Consider the following 23,657-nt stretch of genomic DNA (forward strand, 5'->3'; position numbering starts at 1 on the left):
AATCATATATCATATATTACTGGTAATGGATACAAAATGGAATCTGCTTCACCATCTAAATAATTAAATATAGAATCTAGATAAAAACTAATTGCATTTGCTATTGTTTGTTTTCTTCCATCAATCATAATTTTCTTGTTTGTCAATTGTATTAAAGCTTCTCTATGAGATTGTTTAAAAATAATATCATCCGTCATATTGTTATAAACATAATGATCCACTATTGGTCTAAATACTTCTATAATATCATCACTCAAGTTAAACATATTTTGTTTTCCCTTATGAAAAATACCTATGTTAGCAATATAGCCCTTTGCTACAATAATTGATGTAATCAGTGATCTAAATATAGCATAACCATAATTTAATCCAGCATTTATCACATCTTCTTCAAATCGAACAAAATCATGACCAAAAAGTTCTCTAAAATACATCTTCGCAGCCAAGCCTTCTCTGTTTGTTTTATCACCAGAAACAACACTATCTACAAATTCATACAGCTTCTTTTCCACTTCAAAATCTTTATTATTGACCTTCAATATTTCTATTTGATTTAAAATCTTCATTTTCACAATCATTGCATGTAAATCTTCTTTACGTTTTGAATCCCAACAAATCTGTTTTGAAATATTTCCACTACTTGAAAAATGTCCATTCATCGGCAATATATAACTTTTTGGTAAATGATCCACTCCACAAATAATGGTACACACATTATTATCTGTTAATTTATTAATTAAAGGTACACTCAAATTAGACTGATAATTATCAATCACTAGAATTTGAATATCTGAAACCGGAATCAATAAAGTGTCATTTTTAATTTCCACTTTCAAATTATCTAAATACAGTCTCAAATACTCACATTTTTCAATATATATAACTCTATAGCCCATAAAAAGGGTAAAAGAAAAGGCTCCGAAGAGCCGAATCCGGGATAAACCCTTGTTTTGTTAGGTCATAAAAATTTTTGCTAGAATATAACCGCCTTCAGTATACTCTATTTAAATTCCAATTTCAACTTATTATCCTTCACTTCGTATAGATTTCCCAATACATCTGTAGCATATTTTCTTATATCTTTTGCTGTAGTTAGTACTTTTTGTTGTCTTTTTTTATATGCAAAAATCGGATATAAATTAACTACATTTGTTTTATCGTTACCAGTTAATGCAAACAACAAAATTTCTGGATTTACTCCGTCGTGAAGTATTTTTTTATCCGGTACCTCATCATACACATCGTAAAAATATGGTTGTCCTTGCTCTTTCACAACACCTAAAAGCTCATCCCTATGCATAGAAAATAGGAATTTATCTGTACTTTTAATTCTCTTCTTTTCTTTTTCACCATCGTACCATTTTCTATCAATTACATATGTACCTTTTGTTCTATTGAAAGATACATCTTTGAAATATATTGTTACAAATCTAAACTTTCCGTCTGCACACTTATAAAAATCTGTTCTATATGTCTTAATTTGTTTTAGAATAACTTTTTTATTATTTGTATGATAATTTGAAGAAATATCTAAATGATTACCAAGAACTTCACTTTCAAATTTCATTGTCACAATTTCAGGACCATTTCCCTTCTTAGAATATTTACGTATAGACCCATTTTCTTCTTTATATTTAGTTAATGGATTTTCCCCAACTAAAGTAATAATTTCTTTATCTTTTTTCTTAGTTACTTTATACATTTTTGAATCCGATTTAAACTGTTCGTAATGATATTTCACAATGTCTCTAATTAAATCGAATGTCTGTGGATCATGCTTTGACATTAAATATTTTGTGTCATTTCCATTTAAAATATCTTCTACAAGCCGTTTATCTTTTGAATCGTAAATATTAGGAATTCTTTCAATAAAGTAATCCGTTCCATCTACGTTTCTTGTACTATAGATAGTTTCATCTGCAATCTGACGATTTGGTTTTGTATTCACCTTGTGAGAAATTTTAATTGGATTAAAATGCATATTTTCTTTGTCAATCACACGATTGTAATACTGATTACTTTCTTGATATAACGTTTTCAAATTCACAATATATTGAATATATCTTTCATCAAAGAATACCTTATCATCAGGAATTGTAATAATTTCTCCCGTTTCTTCATTATATAAATCATTGAAATCATGTTCTTGTTTTGCAAGGTATCCATTTAATAGATTCATTTTCTTTACAGAAGCCACAATCAGTGCATCCACTGCATGGTGCAAATAATCTTCATCACGATCTTTTTCTAAATGGATTTTCTTTCTAAACAAATCCGTAACTCGGCCATTGATAGTATGAACTTTTGTATTAATCTCATTATCTTTAAAATAGTCTGATAACGTATTTAAAACAACACGGCAAGCATAACTTGTATCTACTAGATTTCGATTAATAAATTTTTTAGCCACTTCTTCCTTAGTGATATTTTCTTCATTTAATAAATTCAACTTCTTTTTGTATGGAATGTTATCGTTAGAAAGAACATTTTTCTTAAATTCTGAATAACTACATCCCATTCCATTAAATTTATTAGCTGCATATGCCATAAAAGGAGTCAAATTACCTTTCACTTGATTTTCTGAATGTAATGCTAAAACTTTATTATTTTGAGAATCATCTAATGATATAGAGATTGGGATAATATGATCAATTTCAGTATACTTTGAATCTTTAATGACTCGATTTAAATCTAAAGGTTCAAAAGTATATGCACTCTTGCCTCCTTGTTGCAAATATAAACTAATTTTCATTCTTGTTTTTCCATTAATTTTTGTTGGATCATACCCCTTTTCATTCAAAAGTTTATCCATTTCTTTAGATCCATTCTCTCGATTTTTTTGGTAGTTACTAATTCTCTTTTTCTTTTCATCTGAATTCTTATCACGAGTCATCTCAACAACAATGGAATCGAATTCTCCATATTTCTTTCTCAATGCATTTACAACTTTAAAAGTTTCATTCTGCGCTCTTTTTGCCACTGGAGATAAAATAGCTTCTGGGTCTGATTCAATGTTCTTTTTTCCTTTATGAGAAACACGATTCTTGTCAAACAACTTCAATTCATGTAACAGCTGCATTTGATTCATTTCAGATTCAAACAATTCTTTATTTAATAATTTCAATGCTTTAAAAGATAATGAATGATAGCCTGTTATTCCTGTTGTATTTGCTAAAGTATCTACCACTGAATCAGAAAGTCTATACTCCAAATGATACAAGTAATCTTTTCTTTCTTGTATACCCTTTTTATTCGTAAGAATTTCAATAATTCTATCTAGCATTTCATAATCATTTAATGAAATTGAATATCCTTCTTTTTCTAAAATTGATTTAATTTTCTTATATCCCTTGAACTCAGTAAAAATAGCCTTCTGATTTTTGTCTATACGATAGCCTTTAATATCAACTTCATCCACATTTAATTCTTTTGCCAATTGACGTAAAGTAATATTCCCTTTCTGACTAACTATAGTTAAAATTCCCTTCTTCTCCTCTGGACATAACTTATTACCATCTACTGTTAAATTATTCATATCATTTAAGAAATTAAACAAGTCTGCTGTTACCGCCATTTTAGGAGCTCTTAGTTCATCTGGAAATACGCTACATTTCCCACGCATTTTTTCAATCAAATCTATTTCTTTAATTTGCCCATCAACTTCTATAAATCGTCCATATGGTGTCGGTGATTTTTCACTTCCAGGCCCCTCATAATAAGCTCTTCTACGCGCAACTATATCAATAATCTTATTAATAAATTGTTCATCCAATTCTTGATGATGTAATATCTCATTCAATTCGTTTACATAATCCTTTGTAGAAAAATTATTTTCATGCCCACGAATATGATTCTTATCATTTAAATTATCCAATTGAATTTGGCAAATAAATTTTCCTTGTTTAATTAACTGCTCATTATGTTGCAAAGTAGCCTTTAAACTCAATTCGTCGTCACTCTTTTTTGCATCTTCTTCTACAGTTTCAATAACACTACCTCTATGTTTTGTTATATGTAAAATAGCTGCCGTTAATTCATCATTTGTTAGTTTTTCACTTAAACCTTTACAACGCAATTCATATACATTCTGCAAAGGATGATAGTCATTTGACATTATACCGTTTTCCTTCAACAATTTTTGCATGTCCATAACTCGAGTATGACGTCTTGAAGTCAAACGTCTACGACTTCTAGCGTCTCTACGTTTCCCATTATCTTCTGCTGTGCCTTCTTTAAACAAACGCACTCCATAGTCTACAAATTTACCTGTTTCAAGATCTATAATTCCATACCCGCAGCTACTAATTCCTATGTCTAAACCTAATACATACTTATTATCCATTGTAACGCCCTCCATAAAGTAATTATGTTATATGCATTATACCACTTGTGTAAGCCGTTTCCTATAAATTTCTATATAAAAACAAAAATGTATGCTCTCAGCATACACTTTATATAAAGTAGATTTTATATATGTAAGTTATATTTTGACTTTACATCACAAAAGACATTATTCGACATCTTCATAGGTTAATTTTAATTTTTTTCAAGAAGTTTTGAGAGTTAATGTCTTTTTCAGATTGGACCTTTAGAATAGATATTGCTACTAGATATGGCAGGTGGTTTCCTCTGGATAAATCCTTGAGACTTTCGATCCCCGGGATGGAGGAATAGGCGTATGCAAATTCAAGTTAATATTGATATAACTATTGTCTTAATAGCTATTTTACAACTCATACGAGTCATCATTATTATTCATGAAGAAAATAAAAAGCGCTAACCACCTCTCACAAAGGATTTAGCGCTCTTGCAATATCCAGAGTGACCACCATATCTAGTAGTCTTTTCTGTATTTGTATTATAACGAGAAAGATGTTAAATATCAACTTACCGATTTACACATGTATTTTAAAAAAATTTTGAGGTTTAATGTCTTTTTCACATTGGACCTTTATAATTGAAATTGCTACTAGATATGGCAGGTGGTTTCCTCTGGATAAATCCTTGAGACTTTCGATCCCCGGGATGAAGGAATAAGCGTATGCAAATTCAAGTTAATATTGATATAACTATTGTTTTAATAGCTATTTTACAACTCATACGAGTGATCATTATTATTCATGAAGAAAACAAAAAGCGCTAACCACCCACTCACAACGGGATTAGCGCTTCTACCTAATCCAGAGTGACCACCATATCTAGTAGTCTTTTCTGTATTTGTATTATAACGAGAAAGATGTTAAATATCAACTTACTGATTTACACCTCGATATAAAGATGTCATTTCTGAATTCCCCTTTAATTCTGAAGCCATATATTTAACTAAGAATAAGTCTTTATCAAAATTAGAAGCCAATTCTTTCTGGTAAATCATCATGTCTTTATCTTTATAATAAGCACCTTTTTTATCGGTAATTAATACAACTCTAAGATTTGGATATTTATTTAACAATAATTCCAGAAGTCTTTGTTCATCCTGAATTCCATTTTCTAATTTACTCGCATACTCTTTATTCACAAATATTGTATTTACTTTACTCAAATCAAGATGTCTTACTTCATAATCCACCATATGTAAATATACCGTATTTGATTCATTTAAATAGTTTTCTAAATGTTCATCATTATTATCAATAAATACTGTCTCACAATTCTCATTATGTTCCACTTGAAACTGTTTAAATAAATTCCTTAATTTTTCTTCTCTTACATTTAATTCCATACAATTAGCCTCCTTTTCTAGTACAATATCACAATTTTCAAAAAAAGGATGAATACATTGTCTTGAATTTGTATAAAAGCGTATAATACATACAGGAGGAGTTTTAAAATATGCAACCATTTGATAAAGAATATGTCTGTGACATCGCCAAACAAATTTTGAATATTGATTCACCAACAGGCTACACAAAAAGAGCCATCGATTTCATGGACGAAGAAGCTAAAAAATTAGGCTACACAACAGGTCGTAACCAAAAAGGAAATTTATTGATCTATGTAGACGGAAAAGATTCTGAACACACATTAGGATTGAGTGCTCACCTAGATACATTAGGACTTATGGTTCGTTCCATCAAAGACAATGGAAAACTTGCCATTACTAAAGTCGGAGGCCCATGCTTACCAACATTAGACGGAGAATATTGTAAGATCTATACTCGTGATGGAAAGGTATATACAGGAACAATTCTTTCTTGTTCACCAAGCGTACACGTATATCCAGATGCTTCAACATTAGAAAGAAAAGAAGATACAATGGAAGTTCGTATCGACGAAGTTGTACACTCAAAAGCAGATGTTGAAAAATTAGGTATCTGCAACGGAGACTTTATTTGTATTGACACAAAAACACAAATCACAGAAAGTGGATTCATTAAATCTAGATTCTTAGACGATAAGATTTCAGCTACAGCTTTAATGGGCGTACTAAAATACTTAAAAGACAACAACGTCACACCTCAAAGAGACTTAGTCATTATGTTCAGTACATATGAAGAAGTTGGTCATGGAGCAAGTTGTCTTCCAGAAGAAGTCGAAGAATTATTAGCCGTAGATATGGGATGCATCGGTACAGATCTTGCTTGTACGGAACAAGACGTTTCAATCTGTGCAAAAGATTCAAGCGGACCATACGACTACGAAATGATTACTCGTCTAGTTGAACTATCAAAAGAAAACAAGCTTAATTATGCCGTTGATATCTACCCACAATATGGTTCAGATGTCAGTGCCGCATTACGCGGTGGTAACGACATCAAAGGAGCCTTGATTGGCCCTGGTGTTCATGCTAGCCACGGAATGGAAAGAACACACTATGATGGTGTAGAAAACACAATGAAGCTTGTCGTTAGCTATATCACAAAATATTAAAATCCTTTAAAGCAGCTACAATACCCTGTTCTACATTGGACTTGGTCACATGAGCTGCTTTTTCTTTTACATAATCCATAGCCTGGCCCATCGCAAAACTATGAGTTACAACACCAAACATACTCACATCATTTTCACCATCACCAAATGTGAAGACTTTATCCTTATCCCAACCAAACATATCCATCATGCGAACTAAAGTAGCTCCCTTACTATATCCCTTAGGCAAAATCTCTAATTCTCTAGGACAAGTACGGAACACTTCATATTGATCTTTAAATTCATTTTTAATATCCAAAGCCAACTGTGTAGTTACCTCTTCATCCTCAATTGTCTGAATCTTATTTACAGGATATTGAATTTCACTAAGATCCTTAATATACGTAATCTTAGGATATCCATCACGCATATCTGCAAGCCAAGACCAAGGACCACCCGTCCAAGGAAAATCCTCTGGATATTCTTTTGAATTTCTTAATATTTTTTTCTTTTCCATTATATGATCTGGAATATAATCAAATAATCCATCATTAAATACAGCCATTGTCTCACAATTTTTATGCATCAAATACGCAAAAACAGGTTCAACATCTTCCTTATACATCTGTTTTAAAACATGACGCTCATCCTTTTGAACATCATAATATGCAATACCGTCTACCTCTAACAAATAGCCACCATATACATCCATCTCTAATTCTTTAGCATATGAAAGTAATCTTGTATAACTTCTACCACTCGCAAGCACAAGCTTTGTTCCCTGCTTTTGACAAGCAATCAATGCTGCCTTCGTTTCCGGTAAAATTTTATTATTTGGATCCAATAAGGTACCATCCATATCCATTACAATCGCGTCTAACATAGTACATCCCTCCATTTAAAAAATAATATATCATAATTTTATAAAAAGTACTTGCATAACACAACATCTTTTGGTATTATATACAGGCAGTCAAGTGAAAAGCAAATGCCTGAATAGCTCAGTCGGTAGAGCATCCGGCTGTTAACCGGCAGGTCACAAGTTCGAGTCTTGTTTCAGGCGCCACTTGATTATAAAACCAGCTTAGCTGGTTTTTTTATTTCTGAATTGAAATTTGTCTAAAAAATCAAAAAAAGTGCTTGCATAACTCTAATTCTTTTGGTATTATATTTAGGCAGTCAAGTGAAAAACAAATGCCTGAATAGCTCAGTCGGTAGAGCATCCGGCTGTTAACCGGCAGGTCACAAGTTCGAGTCTTGTTTCAGGCGCCACTTGATTATAAAACCAGCTTAGCTGGTTTTTTTTATTATATATGTAAGGAGAAACTATGACAGAATCCGAATGGTTTGAACAACTTTTTAATCGCTTATTCCACTCCAAATTTAGAAGCAGCTTTCATCTGAAACAAAAAGATAAGGAGTATATACAAGCCAAAGGAATAGACACCATCGAAAAACATGCCATAGATTTTGTCGAAAAAAGATTAGCTCCAGCCTATATCCCCAACGATGGGAAACAAACACCTTTCAAAGGACACCCTGTATTCATTGCTCAACATGCTACTGGCTGTTGTTGCAGACAATGTTTATATAAATGGCATAAGATCAAACCCAATCAGCCACTAGGCCCCAAACAAAAAGCATATATTGTTAAAGTATTAATGACATGGATTCATAAAGAAGTCGATTAATTTGACTTCTTTTTTTAGTTGACTATACTATTCATGGAATTAAATATCGAATATATATTTATACTATGCGTATTATATATAAATGATATAGGAGATGATCTTATGAACAACCATATGGAAATTCCGTGGCACGAATATACGAACAAAGATTCAAAAGTTAAGATTGAAAATGCAAGTCTTACAGAAAAATCCTCCATTATAGGAAGAATTGGATTGATGCTTTTAGCCTGTGGTACAGGTGCCTGGCGAGTAAGAAGTTCAATGAACACCATTGCTAGTGAATTAAATATTACATGTATTGCCGACATTGGACTTACAAATATTTCCTACACATGCATTGATGGAATTGAGTCTCACGCACAATCCTTGTCTTTGCATAATACAAGTGTTAACACATCTAAACTTGCTCGTATGGAAGACTTTGTCTATCACTTTAAAGATGAATGTAAAACATGCACATGCAATGAAATTCACAATCAATTAGACCAAATCGAAAGCATTCACTCTAGTTACTCCCCCATTATTCTAGGATTAGCTGCAGCCCTTGCCTGTAGCTGTTTTACCTTTCTACTTGGTGGAGGCCCCATTGAAATGCTTTGTGCCTTTGTGGGGGCAGGACTTGGCAATGCACTTCGAATGAAACTCATCAAACATAATTACACCCTATTTTTAAATGTCGCTGCCAGTGTTTCTTTGGCCTGTCTTGTATATGCCTTATTATTTAATTTTTTAGAAACCTATTTTGGCATATCCACACAACACGAAGCTGGATACATCTGCTCTATGCTTTTCATTATTCCAGGCTTTCCCTTCATCACAAGCGGTATTGACTTAGCTAAATTAGATTTACGATCCGGTCTAGAAAGACTAGCCTATGCCATTATTATTATTTTAGCTGCCACACTTACTGCATGGATCTGTGCTTTAGTCTTACATCTTCAACCCGTTGATTTTGTAAAATTACACATTCCAACATCAACTAAGTTACTTTTAAGACTATTAACCAGTTTTGGAGGTGTCTTTGGATTCTCCATTATGTTTAATAGTTCAAAAAAAATAGCCGCCAGTGCCGGATGCATTGGAGCCATCGCAAACACATTACGACTAACACTTGTCGATTTATCTTTACCTGCTGCAGCCGCAGCCTTTATTGGCGCATTAGCAGCCGGACTACTTGCCTCCATGATCAAAGGAAATACAGGATATCCTAGAATTGCGATAACCGTACCATCCATTGTGATTATGGTCCCAGGCCTATATATGTATCGAGCTATCTATAATCTCGAACTCACATCCACCATGTATATTGGAGCTAACTGGCTCATTCAATCTTTATTGATTGTTTTAGCTCTTCCAATGGGACTTATATTTGCCCGTATCTTAACCGATCCCTCATTTCGATATTGTACATAAAAACGCTGAACTTAATCGTTCAGCATTTTTTGTATACATTCATATAAAATACTATTTGAAACTTCAATATTCTTTTCTAAATTATGTTCGAAATGTGTAAATGGCAAGAATACACCAACACAATACTTTCCTTTAAAATCACCACAATAGAAGAATGCATTATACAACAAATCTTCAAGCTTCATCATAGAATCCCATAAGCCAGAATAAATTTGTGCATCACTTAACTTTTCATGAAGCTCTTCAGGCATTTCTTGGACAACCAAGATACCTAAATGCGATTCATTTTGAATAGTTTGAATGGACATGTCCTCTTTAAAACTATGCTGTTCTAAAAAGCCATACGCTAAGTATCGATTTTTTTCTACAAGCTTTGTAAACATATGCCTCTTTGATTCAGAAATATGAATATCACTTTCTATAATATTTCCATCCTCATCACTTAAAAGAATCGGATTCTCTTTTCCCTTATCATTAAATCGCAATGGAATCAAAAATGCATTTCTTAATAAATCAAACATACTGTTACCGCATACAGCCATTAAAAATGCCGACAGATCTTTATTTTTATATGCAGTAAATAGTGCATTGGTAAATACTTGTTTATCCACAAGTACCCTTTCTTCTTCTACGCTTGAATCCTCATCACAGGCAACACCTTCATAAAAGGCATCCATTAATCGTTTACAGGCTCTAGGATCCTTGACAATTTTATCAAACAAAGCCTCTGCCTTTTCTTCCCTAGGAAAAATTGTTGGCATGATTCTCACTTCTTTTCTAATCCTTTCGGCAAACAGATACAAGAGGTCTTCCTTTAACACACTTTTTGTATCTGTTTTGATGGCTTGCCTATTCAGACTAAAAATATTATACTAACTCCAAGAAAATATGTGAAATGTATATTTTAAATATATATTATACAAAAATTATATGGAGGTTATAACATGACACTAGACTATTACCGCATCTTTTACTATGTGGCTAAATATAAAAGCTTTTCAAAAGCCGCTCAAATCCTACATAACAACCAACCCAACATCTCTAGAACCATGAACAACATAGAAAGTGAATTTGGATGTAAGCTTTTAGTACGCTCTCATTCCGGTATTACCCTAACACCCGAAGGTGAACAACTCTATGAACATGTTGCGATAGCCATTGAACAACTTTACCAAGGAGAAAGTGAAATCCTTTCAAATAAAACCTTAGAACATGGACATATATCAATTGGTGTAAGTGAAACGGCTCTAAATATCTTTTTATTGTCCAAACTTGAACAATTCCACAAAGCCTATCCACAAGTCAAAATCAAATTATCCAACCACTCCTCTATTCAAGCTGTTGATGCCTTAGAAAAAGGTATTGTCGATATTGCGATTGTCACAAGTCCAATCAATATTAAAAAGCCATTACGTGCAACTTCACTCTATTCCTTTGAAGAAGTCTTGATTGGTGGAAAAGAATATGAAAGCTTAAACAACCAGATTCTAGACATTCAACAAATCTCGTATTATCCATTTATCACCTTAGGCAAAAATACAAGTACATATATCTATTATTCAAACTTATTTTTAAATCACAAAATCCCTTTTCATACCGATTTAGAAGTGGCTACTGCCGATCAAATACTTCCATTAGTCAAACACAACCTTGGCATTGGATTCTATCCTAAAGAATTAATTTCTAAGGATTCTGATATTTTTGAAATTCAAACAAATATAAAAAATCCTGAACGAGATATTCTTCTTGTCCAGGATGCAAGTCGTGCAACCAATATTGCCACACGAAAATTTATTGATACTCTTTCTTTATAATTGAATCCATTGCCAGGCAAGCAAGTCCTATTCCTAACATTCCGAATTCGGAACGGATATCAATTTGATTCAGTACAGAAAGAACGGCAACTCCAATTCCCATCGCAAGTGCAACTGCCTTTAAAATAAGGTGTACCATTGCGTTCATATCCATTTTTTCTACTTCATTTTGCATATTGTCATAACCCCTTTCGCAAACGAGCCTTATTGTATCATTACATACAATTTTTCTCAAGTTATGAATTTTTACCAAATATGCATTATATACTGCATGATAAGACTTACAATTGTGATACCACACCAACAGATTGCACCAACCGCAATCGGCTTACCACCCGTTTTGATCAACTGGATTACATTGCTGTTAAGTCCAATGGCCGCCATAGCCACAATGATCAAAAACTTAGATAATTCTTTAAGTGGTGCAAATACATTAGAGTCTACTCCAACATTTACACAAATCGTTGTAAAAATAGCCGCCAAAATAAAATAAAGTATAAACATTGGAAAGGCACGTTTCAAACTAAAGTTTGATGCTTGTCTTTCTTTTTTTGCACGAATAAAAGATAGTCCTAGTGTAATTGGAATAATCGCTAAAGTTCTTGTCAACTTTACAGTTACTGCCTTATTTAATGTGGCACTACCAAGATTAAACATACTATCCCAAGTCGACGCAGCAGCTGTTACACTTGATGTATCATTAATGGCCGTTCCTGCAAAAATACCAAACGCATCGCCATGCATGGTATCAAAACCCAAAGCCTTCCCTAAGATAGGAAAGAAAATAGCTGCCAATACATTAAAAAAGAAAATAACCGCAATGGATTGGGCAATCTCATCATCATCCGCATCAATCACAGGGGCTGTTGCCGCAATGGCAGAACCACCACAAATAGATGATCCAACACCGACAAGTATTGATGTATTTGTAGGTACTTTTAAAACCTTCTTCATAATCCACGCAAGTACAAGTGAAATAGTAATCGTACAAACAATGATAGGTAAAGACTGTTTCCCTGTCTCAAAAATAACACCTAAATTCATTCCGAAACCAAGCAATACAACCGCTGTTTGTAAAATCACTTTAGAAGTCCATTTAATACCAGCTTCTGCATTTTGTTTATCACTCCAAAACATCGCAATGATCATACCTGCAAGAATTGCGATGACAGCTCCACCAATGACCGGAAACATTTTTCCGATGATCCATGATGGAATGGCAATCAAAAGACAAATCAAAATGCCTTTTCCATATTTATTTATAAAATTCATTCAATAATCCCTCCATGAAGAGAATTTTATCACTATACAACAATAAGGTAAAATTATATAATTCTATCGAATAATAATATTTTCTTATCATTAGAGGTACATATGCTAGATTATCGAACTGAAACATTTCTTACTGTATGCAAAACATTAAATTTTACAACAGCTGCTAAACAATTAAATATCACACAGCCTGCTGTATCGCAACATATTCATTTTTTAGAAAAACAATACAATACAATCCTATTCAATTATAAGAATAAAGAATTAAGTCTAACTCCACCTGGTCAAATACTATATAAACATTTATTAACAATGAAGAATAATGAACAAGCTTTAATGAATGAACTCAACAATATTACATCCAACATTGAAACTCTCTCCATTGGAGTAACTATGACCATCGGTGAATATGCGATTGTAGATAAATTGGCAAACTTTATTCAAAATCATCCAGAAATCAACATCCACCTTCACTATGGCAACACATCTAAACTGCTCGAATTACTTGACCATGGACAAATCAGTATGGCTATTGTCGAAGGAAATTATCCAAAAGAAAACTATTCTCATAAAAAGTATAGCACAGAAGACTATATTGCTGTCTGTGCTACATCCCATCAATTTAATAAAGAGCCCCATACCATTCATGATCTAATATCTGAACATCTTTTAGTGCGTGAAGAAGGTTCTGGAACAAGAAACATTCTTGAACAAAGCTTAATTGCGCATGGTTTACACATTTCAAATTTTATACATTATACGCAAGTAGAAAATATGCACACCATCATGAATCTATTGAAAAAAGATTGTGGAATCTCTTTTCTATATAAGATAGCTGTAGGAAAAGAATTAAAATCAAAAGAACTCAAAGAAATTACTTTAGATGATTTTAAGTTACAACACGACTTTGACATCATCTGGGAAAAAGAAAGTATCTATGCTGATAAATATCTATCAATCAGTAAAGAATTTATTTAATAGTCGATTCGCAAGTACTACACGACCTTCTTTTATAGGACAAAAGGCATTCTTAATCCAAAAGTGTTCAGCTTGAAGATTTCCATTTATCCAACCTAAGCGAACTTCCTTATATTTAAGTGTTGTTAAATATTTAATAAGTTCATTGACTATTGCACTTACAACCCCATTCTTTTGTACACTAATATCTATCATTAAGAATCCAATGAATACAATATCCATCAATTAAATCTAAGACTGCAATTAACTTCTCATTCTTAAAATATCCAACATAATACTTATCCTTAAAATCAACATTGTCTGGAAGAGCCATCATATCCGATTCAATACTCTTTCTTGTCACATAAGGAGAGCAATATTGATAATATAAGTGATTTTTACTACAAAGATTATATATTTGATCAATATCATTCTTTTGTAGCTTTCTAACATAATATTTCCTAGAAAATAGTAACTCATCCATAATTTATTTCTTCCTTTTCGGATTTGGAAGTTCATCATACATCACTTGAAACAAACCTTCCAAAAATTTCCGGTTATCCACTTCTTCTACCAACAACATTTCTTTGGCTCCATCATATGGTAATTCATATTGAACTTTTGACATATAATGAATTGCGGATTCTACAGGCTTAACAAGTAATCGATCATCATATATACCACCAACAATTTTCCCTCGATAATAGAGGATATATTCTTTCATCATAGCTCGATACGTAATTTCTTCTAAATTTGATAATTGCTCCATTATAAAATCTAAATATTCTTTAGTTGATGCCATTTTGTCACCTCATATCCCCATTACGTAAATTTGACAAGGATTGTTTTCATCCCACAACGAATTCAGGACTTCAAATTCTTTAAACCCTAATGAAATATAAAATCTATTTGTACAATCATAATCTTCATACATTCCCATCTTCACTGTTTTTACCTGGATAAACGAATATCCACTTTCCTGTATACTTTCCTTTGCGTATTCAAATAGTGCTCTTCCAATTCCTTTACGATGATATTCTTTTAATACACCCATTACAGCTAGTTCAACTGTATCTTTACCTGTTTGTTTAAGATACAAAAATCCAACAACCTTATCCTTTTCTATGGCACAAAAGAAATCTTTTCCTACACTATCAAGAATATATTTTTCGCGTGCTTCTATAATCCCAAACCATTCAGGCAATGCTTCTAATATAGCTCTTGTGATTTTCTTTTTTTCTTCATCATCTACAACTTTAATAATCTTCATATTCATACTTCCTTTACTCTTCGTTAAACGATTGTTGTAATATTTCTATTCATCATCGACTATACAATAAATTTATTTAACTTCCTTTAAAATTTCTTCAGCAGTGACTCCAAATTGCTTAGCTAAAGCCATTCAATTCGTTGTACTTGGATCCGATGTACCACTTTCCCATTTTGATTCAGCCTGTCTTGAAACACCTAAAGACTCTGCCACAAATTCTTCGTCATTTTACGTTGCGTACGATATCTTTTAATCACTTCTCCAAGTGATTTTGCACTCTCTGCTTTCTCTTTTCTAACAGGTTCAGATTTAATATATTTCTTTAATGCCCTAACAATCAACACAAATAAGTATATAAATGCAACACCAACTACATAATTCATCAACAAGCCAACCATTAATATTAATATATTTGCCTTCATAATACATATTTCCTCCTTTTCACCATCATTATATTAATTTTATTGTGGTTGCTCTACCAACTATTTGTCAACTTTATTATTTTATCTTTTATCACTATACAAAAAGAAAACACTACAAGTGTAGTGCTATTATTTCTCATATTTATCTTTCTTACAAAAGCTTTTAAAAGGACATCTTTCACATTCTGGATTTCTTGAATGACAAAGATAACGCCCAAAAAATATAAAGTCATGATGACCTTGATTCCATCTTGAACGATCGATTTTTCGTTTCAGTTTTTCCTCAACCTTTTCAACCGAATCATTATATTTAGCTAAACCCAAACGCTTACTGACACGATTGACATGGGTATCTACCGCAAAGCTAGGAATATCAAAAGCTACACTACGAACGACATTCGCTGTCTTTCTTCCAACACCTGCTAAAGACATTAAATCCTTATATGTGTAAGGTACTTGGCCATGATATCTTTCAACTAGATCTTTACTTAAATTCGAAATCGAACGAGCCTTATTGCGATACAAACCAATTCTTTTTATGTATGGCTCTAATTCAGAAACATTGGCTTTTGCCATCTTTTCTGCCGTAGGATACGCTTTAAATAATGCAGGCGTTACCTTATTAACCATCGCATCGGTTGTTTGTGCACTAAGTACGACCGCAACAATCAATTGAAATGGGGATTCATGATACAATTCGCACTTGGCATCTGGAAAAATCTTCTCCATTTCATCCAAAATATCATTCGCATTCATCGCTTGCCATTCTCTAAATCTTCAGTTGACAAACCTTTTTGTTGCCAATTCTGAAGAATTCTTTCAATATAATTTAAATCGCAAACTTCATTACATACAGCTTCATTTAACGCACAAATCACACGACGCTCATCATACATACTGGCCATATCAATAATCCTTTGCATTTCCGTTGAAGATAGTGGACGCGCAAATTCCATTTCAAACTGCTCTAATAAAGAACGATCAATGGAAGTATCACTGGCTTTAGAAAGTTCAAAGATACCTTCAATATTAAAAATCAAAGATCCATTCGCATAGTCTAAAGTCAAATAGCCTTTATCCGATAATTCTGTAAAAATATCTTCCACTTCATCCACACCGATTTTTAATTTTTCACTAATCAATTCATGATCAATTGAAATATGCTGCTGGTTGAAAAAATCAATCAACAATACGACCAATATTTCTTTGGGTTCTAAAACCAAATTTTGTAGATGATCAATGATCCAAGTTCTACGATCTACATAAGGTGCATTAAAATCAAAATCAGCCATTATCGTATCCCCCTTTCATAAACACGTTCAAAACTATCATAATCCAATAAAATCAATTTATTCGATCCACGAATCTCATATACCGGATTGTTGTAGCCATATCCAAGTGCAATCGAATCACACTTGATGTTATAGTTCTTTTTCGCAATGCGTTTTGCCTTTTTATAATTCAAAGTTTCAATATCTCTTGAAGTAATCAATTCAGACTTCGCATTGTACCAATACAAAGTTGTATCATCATATCCCTGATATGTTATGTAATCAAAGACATGCTCACTCAAGCCTTGGATATTCTTATTTTGTTTAATTATTTTTTCAATTCTTTGCGTATAAATCTGTTCCTTAACGCGATTCGGTCCACTAATAAACTCAGACCAAATCAAAAGTAATACAAGAACAAGAATGATGACCAATGCCATTGTCGTTGTTGTTCCATGCTGTCTTTTACGCTTATGCTTTAGTCCCATTCTTACCCCTCCTTTTTACTATATACGCATCAACCAATTTTCAATCAATTTAGCCGATTGTGCACTTGCTTTAGAAACATAGGTTGAAAATTCCATTGGATTTTCATTATGATGCACAACATCACTAAGTGAACGCACAATTACAAATGGAATATTAAACTGTGTGGCAACAGCACCAATCGCTCCTGCCTCCATTTCTGAACAAATTGAGTCTGGAAAATTATTCATTAATTTTTCAAAATCTTCATCTCTAGACATAAATAAGTCTTGAGAAGCAATTGTACCTACATGATAGCGAATCTGCATAGCGTTTGCCGCTTCAATACAACTTTGGCTCAATTTTTCATGACTATTATACACCAATCCAACACCAGAAGGACCATCTAATGGACTTGTATCATAATCGGCTTGTACAACCTTATCACTAATCACAATATCCAACACTTGCTCATCCTGCGTTAATCCACCAGCTGTACCCACATTAATAATGCTGTCGATATTTCCTTGCATACACAAAATTGTACAAGACATAGCTGCATATGCCTTACCTACACCACTCTTACATAAGACTACATCTTTACCTTGCCATTTTCCATATGTTAATGTGCATCCCGCAATTGTCTTCGTATGATCTACTAAGTCCATACGCTTTTCAAATTCATGAATCTCAGCATCCATTGCCGCTACAATCCCAATCATTCTTGTACCTTCTTTCTACATACATAAAAATACTTTTCACCAGGCGCAATCCCCTCAATATCAAAATCCGTTGTGACTTTTAAAACATCAAAATATTTCGACAAAGTATCACTCAACCATATTGGATCATATACTCTTTGAATATGATGCTCCTGAACCACTTTGTCTTTCATATAAAACGCAAAATCCTGATATACATAATCATCTTCTGCCATAATTGACCATTGATATTGACAACCATCTTCAAAAGCACCTGTCTCATTATATTCCGTATCAAATTCATCTAAACGATCTAACGAATGTGTATCGAAGAAGAAAAGTCCACTTGGTTTTAAATGTTGACTCACTTCATGAAAGAACGCATCAATTTCTTCTTTCTCTAAAATATAGTTAAAACTATCACACAAACAGAAAATACCAGAATAAGATCCTAAATTACTTAAATTACGCATATCTTGACATAAGAATTGAATGGAACCCTCTAAGTTTTTACTCTTAGCCTGCTTCACCATTTCTTCACTCAAATCAAGTGCTGTCATCGTATAGCCTTTTTTTACGAGCATCTCAGTAATCTCACCACTACCACACGCAAGTTCTAAACAATCACAAGGTGCAAGTTCACTCTCAATCCAAGATACCCATTCTCTAGATGCCTCTTCATCTTTTACTAAAGCATCATAATAATGTGCCAATGTATTATAAATCATACGTTTTTACTGGAACATCCGAATATAAACGATCCAGATTATAAACCTGCCTTTCTTCATTCACAAATAAATGGACTACAACTTCTTTTAAATCAATTAAAAGCCATTTTGAACCAGAGTCACCCTCAATATGCATATCCCCCAAATATCCAGCTTCTCTTAAACGATCCTTAATGTTTTGTGCAATCGCATTATTCTGACGAATATTTGTAGTCGAACAAACAATCATTGAATCCATAAATGGAGTCAAACTCGTTACATCATATACACGTACATCTTGTGCTTTCTTTTCACAGATCGCATGAACTACAATATCTAAAATTTCCATGTTTATCCTCTCTTTAAAAACTCACGATTTTGTTGAACCACCAAATCAAATCCTTCTTTAATATCTTTGTTACAAATCTCAATCAATTTAGTAGAATCATATCCACGCAAAGGATCTAATTTATCTGCACAAAATACCATCATCGCATATGGATCTTGACTCGTTCCTAATACATGATGATAAATCGCATTATAAATAATTGGATTTTCAATTAAAAAGATATCTTTCGTGACAGCAGCCCCGACAAAACCATGCCATACAGCTACAGGATATTCCATGTTTTCAGGACACACACTCTGCATCCATTTTAACATTTCATCCTTTGGCATATATTTAGCTATATCATGAAACAAACCAATATAATATGCAATATGCATATCATACCCATTGTTCAACGCAAACTCTTCACAAAGTCGAGCAACCGATAAAGAATGTTTATATCTTTTTTTTGTCAATCTAGAAGCCACAAAATCATTCACATACAATCGATTTCGATAGATATAACGCAACACTTCTTCAGGCAAATAATTCAACTTATTTCCCATTCGAATCTCTGAACTAGAAACAGGAACTGCCGGCATTGTCATACACGCAATATCATACTTTGAATCAGAAAGCTTTCCATCCCTATCAAAACATACAAAATGAGCCATCTTCACAAGTTCATTCGGATTGTGCCACTTGTCAAACTGCATCAATTGATCATTTCCTATGATCCAATAAAATTCATGTTCCGGATATGTTTCAATCAATTTCTTTAGCGTATCATACGTGTAACTTTTACCTGCTCTTTCAAGTTCTAGTGTACAAACTTTAAATTTCGGGTTTTTCTTAACCACCAAATCAATCATAGCTAAACGCTCTTGATCCAATGTCAGATCATGATCTTTTAAAGGCGTACTAGACGTTGGCATAAACCATACTTCATCTACACCTAATCCCTGCAAAGACTGATTGGCCATTTGAATATGCCCATCATGTATAGGATCAAAAGAACCTCCTACAATGGCAATTCTCATTTTTTAAGCCCCAATTTATTTTCTTTACTTCTTCTATACAACAAGAAAGTATGTCCTACAATATGAACCACTTCACTACCTGTTGCACTTGCACACTCAATAGCTGCCTCACGAACATCGACTGGACATGTCTTTAATAAATTACATTTTACTAATTCATGTGCCTCCAATGAATCGGATAAAGTATCCATTAAATTATCACTTAAACCATCTTTTCCAATTTGGAATAACGATCTATACTCCATTCCTAATTTTCTTAAATATTTTTTATTTTGACTCGTTAACATTAAATCATCGCCTTTCTAAACGTTACCTGAATACCTTTATGTACTTTTACATATACATCTTTTACTTGTCCACTAATACAGAACCATCCAATACCATGAATACAAACATCCATCTTTTCTCCCTCAAGTTTAGGAGCATGGAACGTATGCATCGTTAATAAGGATGTATCTACGCATGGCACTAACATACCATTTAAATGTTTTTGCCACAACGCATCCGCATTACTTAATTTTCCTCTATGAATCGATAAAGAACGAGAGAAATATCCAACTACTGTTGCCTTACCACTCACTACCACATCAAGTCTTGCTAGTCCTGCAGCCGCAAAGGACTGATCCTCAAAAATTTGCGAAACAAATGGTCGAATTGGTTTTGTTGGAATGACCGTCTTTAAATCTTTAGGCTGTAAATGCGTTAATAAAGAATGCGTATTCTCAATACCGGGCGTATCATAAATTGTATAATCCTCAAAAGGAATTGGAACTAAATCTAATGTAGTCCCTGGATTTTGAGAAGTCGTTAAATCTTTCGATGCCAATAAATGATTCAATACAGTGGATTTTCCTGCATTGGCAACACCCATAAAAATCACATTTCGATTCTTACGATATTTCAAAATCGCATTCACAATACGTGATGAATATTCTCTAGATTTATTATTTTCCTTTAATAGATAGCCACAAATCACAATATCCTTTACAACAATATTTTCTTCGTGAAGACGATGCTTTACAAAGTTAATGATTTTTTCATCTGTTAAAGTTGTAGGCAAGACATCACGCTTCGTTAATACCATCACAATATCTTTACCTGGAAGTTTTTGATTCAAACGCGAAATTAAGTTAGCCTCAAACGCAAATAAATCCACAACCCAGAAAACCACACCATCAATCTTATTGATTTTTTCTAATGTTGCGTTGGATTCAATTCCCTGCTGCATATTGATTGTCACATCGCCATAATGACGAATGCGATAACATCTTTGACAATAAGAAGCATCTAAAGTAGGAACATAGCCTAATGCATTTTCATCTTCGTTTTGTAGTAAAACACCACAACCCTTACAATATTTAGTCATCAAAGTCACCTCGCTTCAATAATTTTTTCTTTTCTAAATAACCATATATTAATTCTTCAAAGAAACGAAATACTTTTGTGATATTTCGATCCTTTATCGCAATAGGAGCCGTTAAAATTGTATAAAGCCCCCAAATATTTCCACCCAATATATCCGTATACATTTGATCACCTAATATCGCAATCTGATTTGCCTTTAGGCCATGGTCTCTCATTGCCTTTTTAAAACAAAATGGAAATGGTTTACACGAAAATGGATATATATTTGAAACTGGAAGATGCTTACCAAAATTCTTACCTCTAGAACTTGGTGAATTTGAACATAGTGCAACCTCAATTCCATTCATTTTTAATTTATTTATAAAATCAATCACATCCTGATTTGGACATTCTTCATCATACGCCACAAGCGTATTGTCAATATCACACAAAAGTAATTGAATTCCCATTTCATGAAGTTTTTGAATGTTCAAAGTTTTAAAACTTTGAACATAATAATTCGGAGCAAATATATTCATTTAAAACTCCCCTTTGGCAAAGTATTCAATCAAATGCTCGGCACTACGAATACCATCAATAGCACTTGTCATAATGCCACCTGCATAGCCACTACCTTCACCGCTTGGATAGATACCTTGAATATTCGAAACATAAGATTCTTTATCACGAACTAAACGCACGCTGCTGCTACTTCTTGATTCTACACCACTTAATATGGCTCCACCAGAAACAAAGCCAGGCACTTTCTTTTCAAAATGCTCTAACGCCTCATGCAAGGCTAGATTGACTTCTTTAGAGAATAAATCGTTCAAATCACAAAACGTTGTACCAATCGAATAGGTTGGTAATACGGATTCAAATTGATTTGATATTTTATTTTCTAAATAATCCTTCGCAAGTTGTACGCATGCCTTATAATCGTGTCCCATTTTAAAAGCTTTCTTTTCCAAGTCTTCCTGATATTTTAACCCGGCAAACAATTCATTACCATAATCTGAATCATTGATTTGCACAAGCAATGCACTATTGGCATTTTCTCCACTACGACTCGCATAAGACATTCCGTTCACAACCAATTTATCTTTTTGACATGAACTTGGAATAACGTAGCCACCTGGACACATACAGAATGTATATACACCTTTTGAATTGGATGCCGTATACGTCAATTGATAACGAGCTGGAATCAATCTTTCATCTTGACTATATTCATGAAGCATAGCCTCATTGATATAATTTTGTTTATGTTCAATACGAACACCAACCGCAAACGGTTTATTTTCGACATGAATACCATGTTGATGAAGCATTAAAATGGTATCGCTTGCACTATGTCCAGTCGCAAGAATTAAAGCATTACAACCTATCCATTGTTGATTGAAATAGATTTGTTTCAAAGTACCATTTTCCACTTTAATATCTTCTAACTTTGTATCAAAATAGAAAGTTCCTCCCAAACGTTCAATTTCTTCACGACAATTTCGAATAATCGCCAAGAAGGCATCTGTACCAATATGAGGATGCTGATCAATTAAAATATCAGACTTTGCCCCAAAAGAAACAAGTTCCTCTAATACTTTACGACATAATGAATCTTTCGATCTTGTCGTTAACTTTCCATCACTAAAAGCACCCGCGCCACCTTCTCCAAATTGAACATTGCATTCTTCATCCAATTGTCCATTTTCCCAAAAAGTTTCTACTTTTTGTTTACGAACATCTACTTTTGATCCTCTTTCTAAAACAATCGGTTTATAGCCAGATTGTGCAAGAATCAGAGCTGCAAACATACCTGCAGGACCAAACCCAACAACAACGGGTCTAGCCAATAATGCATGTTTTCCACTCATTACTGGATGATACGTTTCATCTGGTGTTAGAGAAACATCTTTTAGCTTTAAAAGCTTCTTTTCATTTTTAACTTTACAATCTACGACATACGAAAATAAGACCTTCTGGTGACGTGCGTCCACACTTTTTCTATGTACGTGCCACTGCAAAAGGTCTTCTTTACGGATTCGCAGTTTTTTTAAGATTTGTGCCTCAATTTCATTTTCATTGGCACATTTCACCTGAAATAATCGAATCATAA

The 23,657-nt window shown here is 33.2% G+C and carries 28 protein-coding genes and 2 tRNA genes; 7 read left to right on the forward strand and 23 right to left on the reverse strand.

Features of this window, described 5'->3' with window-relative positions; genetic code table 11:
- Window positions 1-2 precede the first annotated feature (2 nt).
- The 3 genes from cas1 to H8911_RS00515 all read right to left on the reverse strand — a co-directional run bounded on the left by cas1 (window position 3) and on the right by H8911_RS00515 (window position 5,722).
- Window positions 3-896, reverse strand: a complete 894-nt coding sequence (gene cas1 / locus H8911_RS00505) for a type II CRISPR-associated endonuclease Cas1 (protein ID WP_186998339.1) — start codon at window positions 894-896, stop codon at window positions 3-5.
- Window positions 897-1,000: 104 nt separating this feature from the next.
- Window positions 1,001-4,342 carry a type II CRISPR RNA-guided endonuclease Cas9 gene (gene cas9 / locus H8911_RS00510; protein WP_186998340.1) on the reverse strand — a complete coding sequence of 1,114 codons (3,342 nt, stop codon included), beginning with the start codon at window positions 4,340-4,342 and terminating at the stop codon, window positions 1,001-1,003.
- A 909-nt stretch (window positions 4,343-5,251) separates the two neighbouring features.
- Window positions 5,252-5,722, reverse strand: a complete 471-nt coding sequence (locus tag H8911_RS00515; protein WP_186998341.1) for a hypothetical protein — start codon at window positions 5,720-5,722, stop codon at window positions 5,252-5,254.
- A gap of 110 nt (window positions 5,723-5,832) precedes the next feature.
- On the opposite strand from H8911_RS00515, the gene H8911_RS00520 reads away from it, so the two are divergent.
- Entirely contained in the window at window positions 5,833-6,870 is a 1,038-nt protein-coding gene (locus H8911_RS00520; RefSeq protein WP_186998342.1) for a M42 family metallopeptidase, read from the forward strand.
- Here H8911_RS00520 and H8911_RS00525 read toward each other — a convergent pair.
- Window positions 6,857-7,732 carry a Cof-type HAD-IIB family hydrolase gene (locus tag H8911_RS00525; RefSeq protein ID WP_186998343.1) on the reverse strand — a complete coding sequence of 292 codons (876 nt, stop codon included), beginning with the start codon at window positions 7,730-7,732 and terminating at the stop codon, window positions 6,857-6,859. The two genes, H8911_RS00520 and H8911_RS00525, sit on opposite strands and share 14 nt — an antisense overlap.
- A 107-nt stretch (window positions 7,733-7,839) precedes the next feature.
- On the opposite strand from H8911_RS00525, the gene H8911_RS00530 reads away from it, so the two are divergent.
- The 4 genes from H8911_RS00530 to H8911_RS00545 all read left to right on the forward strand — a co-directional run bounded on the left by H8911_RS00530 (window position 7,840) and on the right by H8911_RS00545 (window position 9,953).
- A tRNA-Asn gene (locus tag H8911_RS00530) sits at window positions 7,840-7,915 on the forward strand.
- A gap of 130 nt (window positions 7,916-8,045) precedes the next feature.
- Window positions 8,046-8,121 (forward strand) — tRNA-Asn (locus tag H8911_RS00535).
- A 56-nt stretch (window positions 8,122-8,177) separates the two neighbouring features.
- Window positions 8,178-8,540 carry a DUF4186 domain-containing protein gene (locus H8911_RS00540; RefSeq protein WP_186998344.1) on the forward strand — a complete coding sequence of 121 codons (363 nt, stop codon included), beginning with the start codon at window positions 8,178-8,180 and terminating at the stop codon, window positions 8,538-8,540.
- 102 nt (window positions 8,541-8,642) lie between these two features.
- A complete protein-coding gene (locus tag H8911_RS00545; protein ID WP_186998345.1) occupies window positions 8,643-9,953 on the forward strand; it encodes a threonine/serine exporter family protein in 1,311 nt (436 codons plus the stop codon).
- Window positions 9,954-9,964: 11 nt separating this feature from the next.
- On the opposite strand, the gene H8911_RS00550 is transcribed toward H8911_RS00545, so the two are convergent.
- Entirely contained in the window at window positions 9,965-10,714 is a 750-nt protein-coding gene (locus H8911_RS00550; RefSeq protein ID WP_117573763.1) for a DUF4866 family protein, read from the reverse strand.
- Between the two features lie 183 nt (window positions 10,715-10,897).
- On the opposite strand from H8911_RS00550, the gene H8911_RS00555 reads away from it, so the two are divergent.
- A complete protein-coding gene (locus tag H8911_RS00555) occupies window positions 10,898-11,767 on the forward strand; it encodes a LysR family transcriptional regulator (protein WP_186998346.1) in 870 nt (289 codons plus the stop codon).
- Here H8911_RS00555 and H8911_RS00560 read toward each other — a convergent pair.
- Complete coding sequence (locus tag H8911_RS00560; protein WP_186998347.1) at window positions 11,745-11,942, reverse strand: hypothetical protein; 198 nt, start codon at window positions 11,940-11,942, stop codon at window positions 11,745-11,747. The genes H8911_RS00555 and H8911_RS00560 overlap by 23 nt on opposite strands.
- 71 nt (window positions 11,943-12,013) lie before the next feature.
- Window positions 12,014-13,039 (reverse strand): YeiH family protein, encoded by a 1,026-nt coding sequence (locus H8911_RS00565; RefSeq protein WP_186998348.1) that lies wholly within the window; start codon window positions 13,037-13,039, stop codon window positions 12,014-12,016.
- Between the two features lie 102 nt (window positions 13,040-13,141).
- Here H8911_RS00565 and H8911_RS00570 point away from each other — a divergent pair, with 102 nt between their 5' ends.
- A complete protein-coding gene (locus tag H8911_RS00570) occupies window positions 13,142-14,017 on the forward strand; it encodes a LysR family transcriptional regulator (RefSeq protein WP_186998349.1) in 876 nt (291 codons plus the stop codon).
- On the opposite strand, the gene H8911_RS00575 is transcribed toward H8911_RS00570, so the two are convergent.
- The 16 genes from H8911_RS00575 to H8911_RS00650 all read right to left on the reverse strand — a co-directional run bounded on the left by H8911_RS00575 (window position 13,994) and on the right by H8911_RS00650 (window position 23,655).
- Window positions 13,994-14,212 carry a hypothetical protein gene (locus tag H8911_RS00575; protein ID WP_186998350.1) on the reverse strand — a complete coding sequence of 73 codons (219 nt, stop codon included), beginning with the start codon at window positions 14,210-14,212 and terminating at the stop codon, window positions 13,994-13,996. The two genes, H8911_RS00570 and H8911_RS00575, sit on opposite strands and share 24 nt — an antisense overlap.
- Window positions 14,199-14,480, reverse strand: coding sequence for a hypothetical protein (locus tag H8911_RS00580; RefSeq protein WP_186998351.1), 282 nt, complete (start codon window positions 14,478-14,480; stop codon window positions 14,199-14,201). The genes H8911_RS00575 and H8911_RS00580 overlap by 14 nt, the downstream gene beginning before the upstream one ends.
- Before the next feature lie 3 nt (window positions 14,481-14,483).
- Window positions 14,484-14,798 carry a TfoX/Sxy family protein gene (locus H8911_RS00585; protein ID WP_186998352.1) on the reverse strand — a complete coding sequence of 105 codons (315 nt, stop codon included), beginning with the start codon at window positions 14,796-14,798 and terminating at the stop codon, window positions 14,484-14,486.
- A 9-nt stretch (window positions 14,799-14,807) separates the two neighbouring features.
- The gene (locus tag H8911_RS00590; RefSeq protein ID WP_117924349.1) at window positions 14,808-15,266 is read right to left on the reverse strand and encodes a GNAT family N-acetyltransferase; all 459 of its coding nucleotides are present in this window, start codon (window positions 15,264-15,266) and stop codon (window positions 14,808-14,810) included.
- Window positions 15,267-15,463: 197 nt separating this feature from the next.
- On the reverse strand, window positions 15,464-15,688 hold the full coding sequence (locus tag H8911_RS00595; RefSeq protein WP_244975789.1) for a hypothetical protein: 225 nt from the start codon (window positions 15,686-15,688) through the stop codon (window positions 15,464-15,466).
- A 129-nt stretch (window positions 15,689-15,817) separates the two neighbouring features.
- The gene (nth, locus tag H8911_RS00600; protein WP_186998353.1) at window positions 15,818-16,444 is read right to left on the reverse strand and encodes an endonuclease III; all 627 of its coding nucleotides are present in this window, start codon (window positions 16,442-16,444) and stop codon (window positions 15,818-15,820) included.
- Window positions 16,441-16,980, reverse strand: a complete 540-nt coding sequence (locus H8911_RS00605; RefSeq protein WP_186998354.1) for a DnaD domain-containing protein — start codon at window positions 16,978-16,980, stop codon at window positions 16,441-16,443. Before H8911_RS00605 ends, nth begins: the two co-directional genes overlap by 4 nt.
- Entirely contained in the window at window positions 16,980-17,447 is a 468-nt protein-coding gene (locus H8911_RS00610; RefSeq protein ID WP_186998355.1) for a hypothetical protein, read from the reverse strand. Before H8911_RS00610 ends, H8911_RS00605 begins: the two co-directional genes overlap by 1 nt.
- 18 nt (window positions 17,448-17,465) lie before the next feature.
- Entirely contained in the window at window positions 17,466-18,146 is a 681-nt protein-coding gene (locus H8911_RS00615; protein ID WP_117924341.1) for a 5'-methylthioadenosine/adenosylhomocysteine nucleosidase, read from the reverse strand.
- A complete protein-coding gene (locus H8911_RS00620; protein WP_186998356.1) occupies window positions 18,143-18,853 on the reverse strand; it encodes a class I SAM-dependent DNA methyltransferase in 711 nt (236 codons plus the stop codon). Before H8911_RS00620 ends, H8911_RS00615 begins: the two co-directional genes overlap by 4 nt.
- Entirely contained in the window at window positions 18,843-19,181 is a 339-nt protein-coding gene (gene rsfS, locus H8911_RS00625) for a ribosome silencing factor (protein ID WP_117924337.1), read from the reverse strand. Before rsfS ends, H8911_RS00620 begins: the two co-directional genes overlap by 11 nt.
- Window positions 19,182-19,183: 2 nt before the next feature.
- The gene (locus tag H8911_RS00630; protein ID WP_117924335.1) at window positions 19,184-20,200 is read right to left on the reverse strand and encodes a nicotinate-nucleotide adenylyltransferase; all 1,017 of its coding nucleotides are present in this window, start codon (window positions 20,198-20,200) and stop codon (window positions 19,184-19,186) included.
- Window positions 20,197-20,487, reverse strand: a complete 291-nt coding sequence (locus H8911_RS00635; protein WP_117571115.1) for a YhbY family RNA-binding protein — start codon at window positions 20,485-20,487, stop codon at window positions 20,197-20,199. Before H8911_RS00635 ends, H8911_RS00630 begins: the two co-directional genes overlap by 4 nt.
- Window positions 20,487-21,566, reverse strand: a complete 1,080-nt coding sequence (locus tag H8911_RS00640) for a GTPase (protein WP_186998357.1) — start codon at window positions 21,564-21,566, stop codon at window positions 20,487-20,489. Before H8911_RS00640 ends, H8911_RS00635 begins: the two co-directional genes overlap by 1 nt.
- The gene (locus H8911_RS00645; protein WP_186998358.1) at window positions 21,559-22,083 is read right to left on the reverse strand and encodes a YqeG family HAD IIIA-type phosphatase; all 525 of its coding nucleotides are present in this window, start codon (window positions 22,081-22,083) and stop codon (window positions 21,559-21,561) included. The genes H8911_RS00640 and H8911_RS00645 overlap by 8 nt, the downstream gene beginning before the upstream one ends.
- A complete protein-coding gene (locus tag H8911_RS00650) occupies window positions 22,084-23,655 on the reverse strand; it encodes an NAD(P)/FAD-dependent oxidoreductase (RefSeq protein ID WP_186998359.1) in 1,572 nt (523 codons plus the stop codon). It lies immediately after the preceding gene.
- Window positions 23,656-23,657 lie beyond the last annotated feature (2 nt).

The sequence above is a fragment of the Holdemanella hominis genome (assembly GCF_014306155.1).
GTDB classification, from domain to species: Bacteria; Bacillota_I; Bacilli_A; order Erysipelotrichales; family Erysipelotrichaceae; genus Holdemanella; species Holdemanella hominis.

What these genes read in the sequence shown, in the direction of transcription:
- cas1 (WP_186998339.1), bottom strand. Translation starts at nt 896, where the DNA reads ATGGGCTATAGAGTTATATATATTGAAAAATGTGAGTATTTGAGACTG.
- cas9 (WP_186998340.1), bottom strand. Translation starts at nt 4,342, where the DNA reads ATGGATAATAAGTATGTATTAGGTTTAGACATAGGAATTAGTAGCTGC.
- H8911_RS00515 (WP_186998341.1), bottom strand. Translation starts at nt 5,722, where the DNA reads ATGGAATTAAATGTAAGAGAAGAAAAATTAAGGAATTTATTTAAACAG.
- H8911_RS00520 (WP_186998342.1), top strand. Translation starts at nt 5,833, where the DNA reads ATGCAACCATTTGATAAAGAATATGTCTGTGACATCGCCAAACAAATT.
- H8911_RS00525 (WP_186998343.1), bottom strand. Translation starts at nt 7,732, where the DNA reads ATGTTAGACGCGATTGTAATGGATATGGATGGTACCTTATTGGATCCA.
- H8911_RS00540 (WP_186998344.1), top strand. Translation starts at nt 8,178, where the DNA reads ATGACAGAATCCGAATGGTTTGAACAACTTTTTAATCGCTTATTCCAC.
- H8911_RS00545 (WP_186998345.1), top strand. Translation starts at nt 8,643, where the DNA reads ATGAACAACCATATGGAAATTCCGTGGCACGAATATACGAACAAAGAT.
- H8911_RS00550 (WP_117573763.1), bottom strand. Translation starts at nt 10,714, where the DNA reads ATGCCAACAATTTTTCCTAGGGAAGAAAAGGCAGAGGCTTTGTTTGAT.
- H8911_RS00555 (WP_186998346.1), top strand. Translation starts at nt 10,898, where the DNA reads ATGACACTAGACTATTACCGCATCTTTTACTATGTGGCTAAATATAAA.
- H8911_RS00560 (WP_186998347.1), bottom strand. Translation starts at nt 11,942, where the DNA reads ATGCAAAATGAAGTAGAAAAAATGGATATGAACGCAATGGTACACCTT.
- H8911_RS00565 (WP_186998348.1), bottom strand. Translation starts at nt 13,039, where the DNA reads ATGAATTTTATAAATAAATATGGAAAAGGCATTTTGATTTGTCTTTTG.
- H8911_RS00570 (WP_186998349.1), top strand. Translation starts at nt 13,142, where the DNA reads ATGCTAGATTATCGAACTGAAACATTTCTTACTGTATGCAAAACATTA.
- H8911_RS00575 (WP_186998350.1), bottom strand. Translation starts at nt 14,212, where the DNA reads ATGATAGATATTAGTGTACAAAAGAATGGGGTTGTAAGTGCAATAGTC.
- H8911_RS00580 (WP_186998351.1), bottom strand. Translation starts at nt 14,480, where the DNA reads ATGGATGAGTTACTATTTTCTAGGAAATATTATGTTAGAAAGCTACAA.
- H8911_RS00585 (WP_186998352.1), bottom strand. Translation starts at nt 14,798, where the DNA reads ATGGCATCAACTAAAGAATATTTAGATTTTATAATGGAGCAATTATCA.
- H8911_RS00590 (WP_117924349.1), bottom strand. Translation starts at nt 15,266, where the DNA reads ATGAAGATTATTAAAGTTGTAGATGATGAAGAAAAAAAGAAAATCACA.
- H8911_RS00595 (WP_244975789.1), bottom strand. Translation starts at nt 15,688, where the DNA reads ATGAAGGCAAATATATTAATATTAATGGTTGGCTTGTTGATGAATTAT.
- nth (WP_186998353.1), bottom strand. Translation starts at nt 16,444, where the DNA reads ATGAATGCGAATGATATTTTGGATGAAATGGAGAAGATTTTTCCAGAT.
- H8911_RS00605 (WP_186998354.1), bottom strand. Translation starts at nt 16,980, where the DNA reads ATGGCTGATTTTGATTTTAATGCACCTTATGTAGATCGTAGAACTTGG.
- H8911_RS00610 (WP_186998355.1), bottom strand. Translation starts at nt 17,447, where the DNA reads ATGGGACTAAAGCATAAGCGTAAAAGACAGCATGGAACAACAACGACA.
- H8911_RS00615 (WP_117924341.1), bottom strand. Translation starts at nt 18,146, where the DNA reads ATGATTGGGATTGTAGCGGCAATGGATGCTGAGATTCATGAATTTGAA.
- H8911_RS00620 (WP_186998356.1), bottom strand. Translation starts at nt 18,853, where the DNA reads ATGATTTATAATACATTGGCACATTATTATGATGCTTTAGTAAAAGAT.
- rsfS (WP_117924337.1), bottom strand. Translation starts at nt 19,181, where the DNA reads ATGGAAATTTTAGATATTGTAGTTCATGCGATCTGTGAAAAGAAAGCA.
- H8911_RS00630 (WP_117924335.1), bottom strand. Translation starts at nt 20,200, where the DNA reads ATGAGAATTGCCATTGTAGGAGGTTCTTTTGATCCTATACATGATGGG.
- H8911_RS00635 (WP_117571115.1), bottom strand. Translation starts at nt 20,487, where the DNA reads ATGTTAACGAGTCAAAATAAAAAATATTTAAGAAAATTAGGAATGGAG.
- H8911_RS00640 (WP_186998357.1), bottom strand. Translation starts at nt 21,566, where the DNA reads ATGACTAAATATTGTAAGGGTTGTGGTGTTTTACTACAAAACGAAGAT.
- H8911_RS00645 (WP_186998358.1), bottom strand. Translation starts at nt 22,083, where the DNA reads ATGAATATATTTGCTCCGAATTATTATGTTCAAAGTTTTAAAACTTTG.
- H8911_RS00650 (WP_186998359.1), bottom strand. Translation starts at nt 23,655, where the DNA reads ATGATTCGATTATTTCAGGTGAAATGTGCCAATGAAAATGAAATTGAG.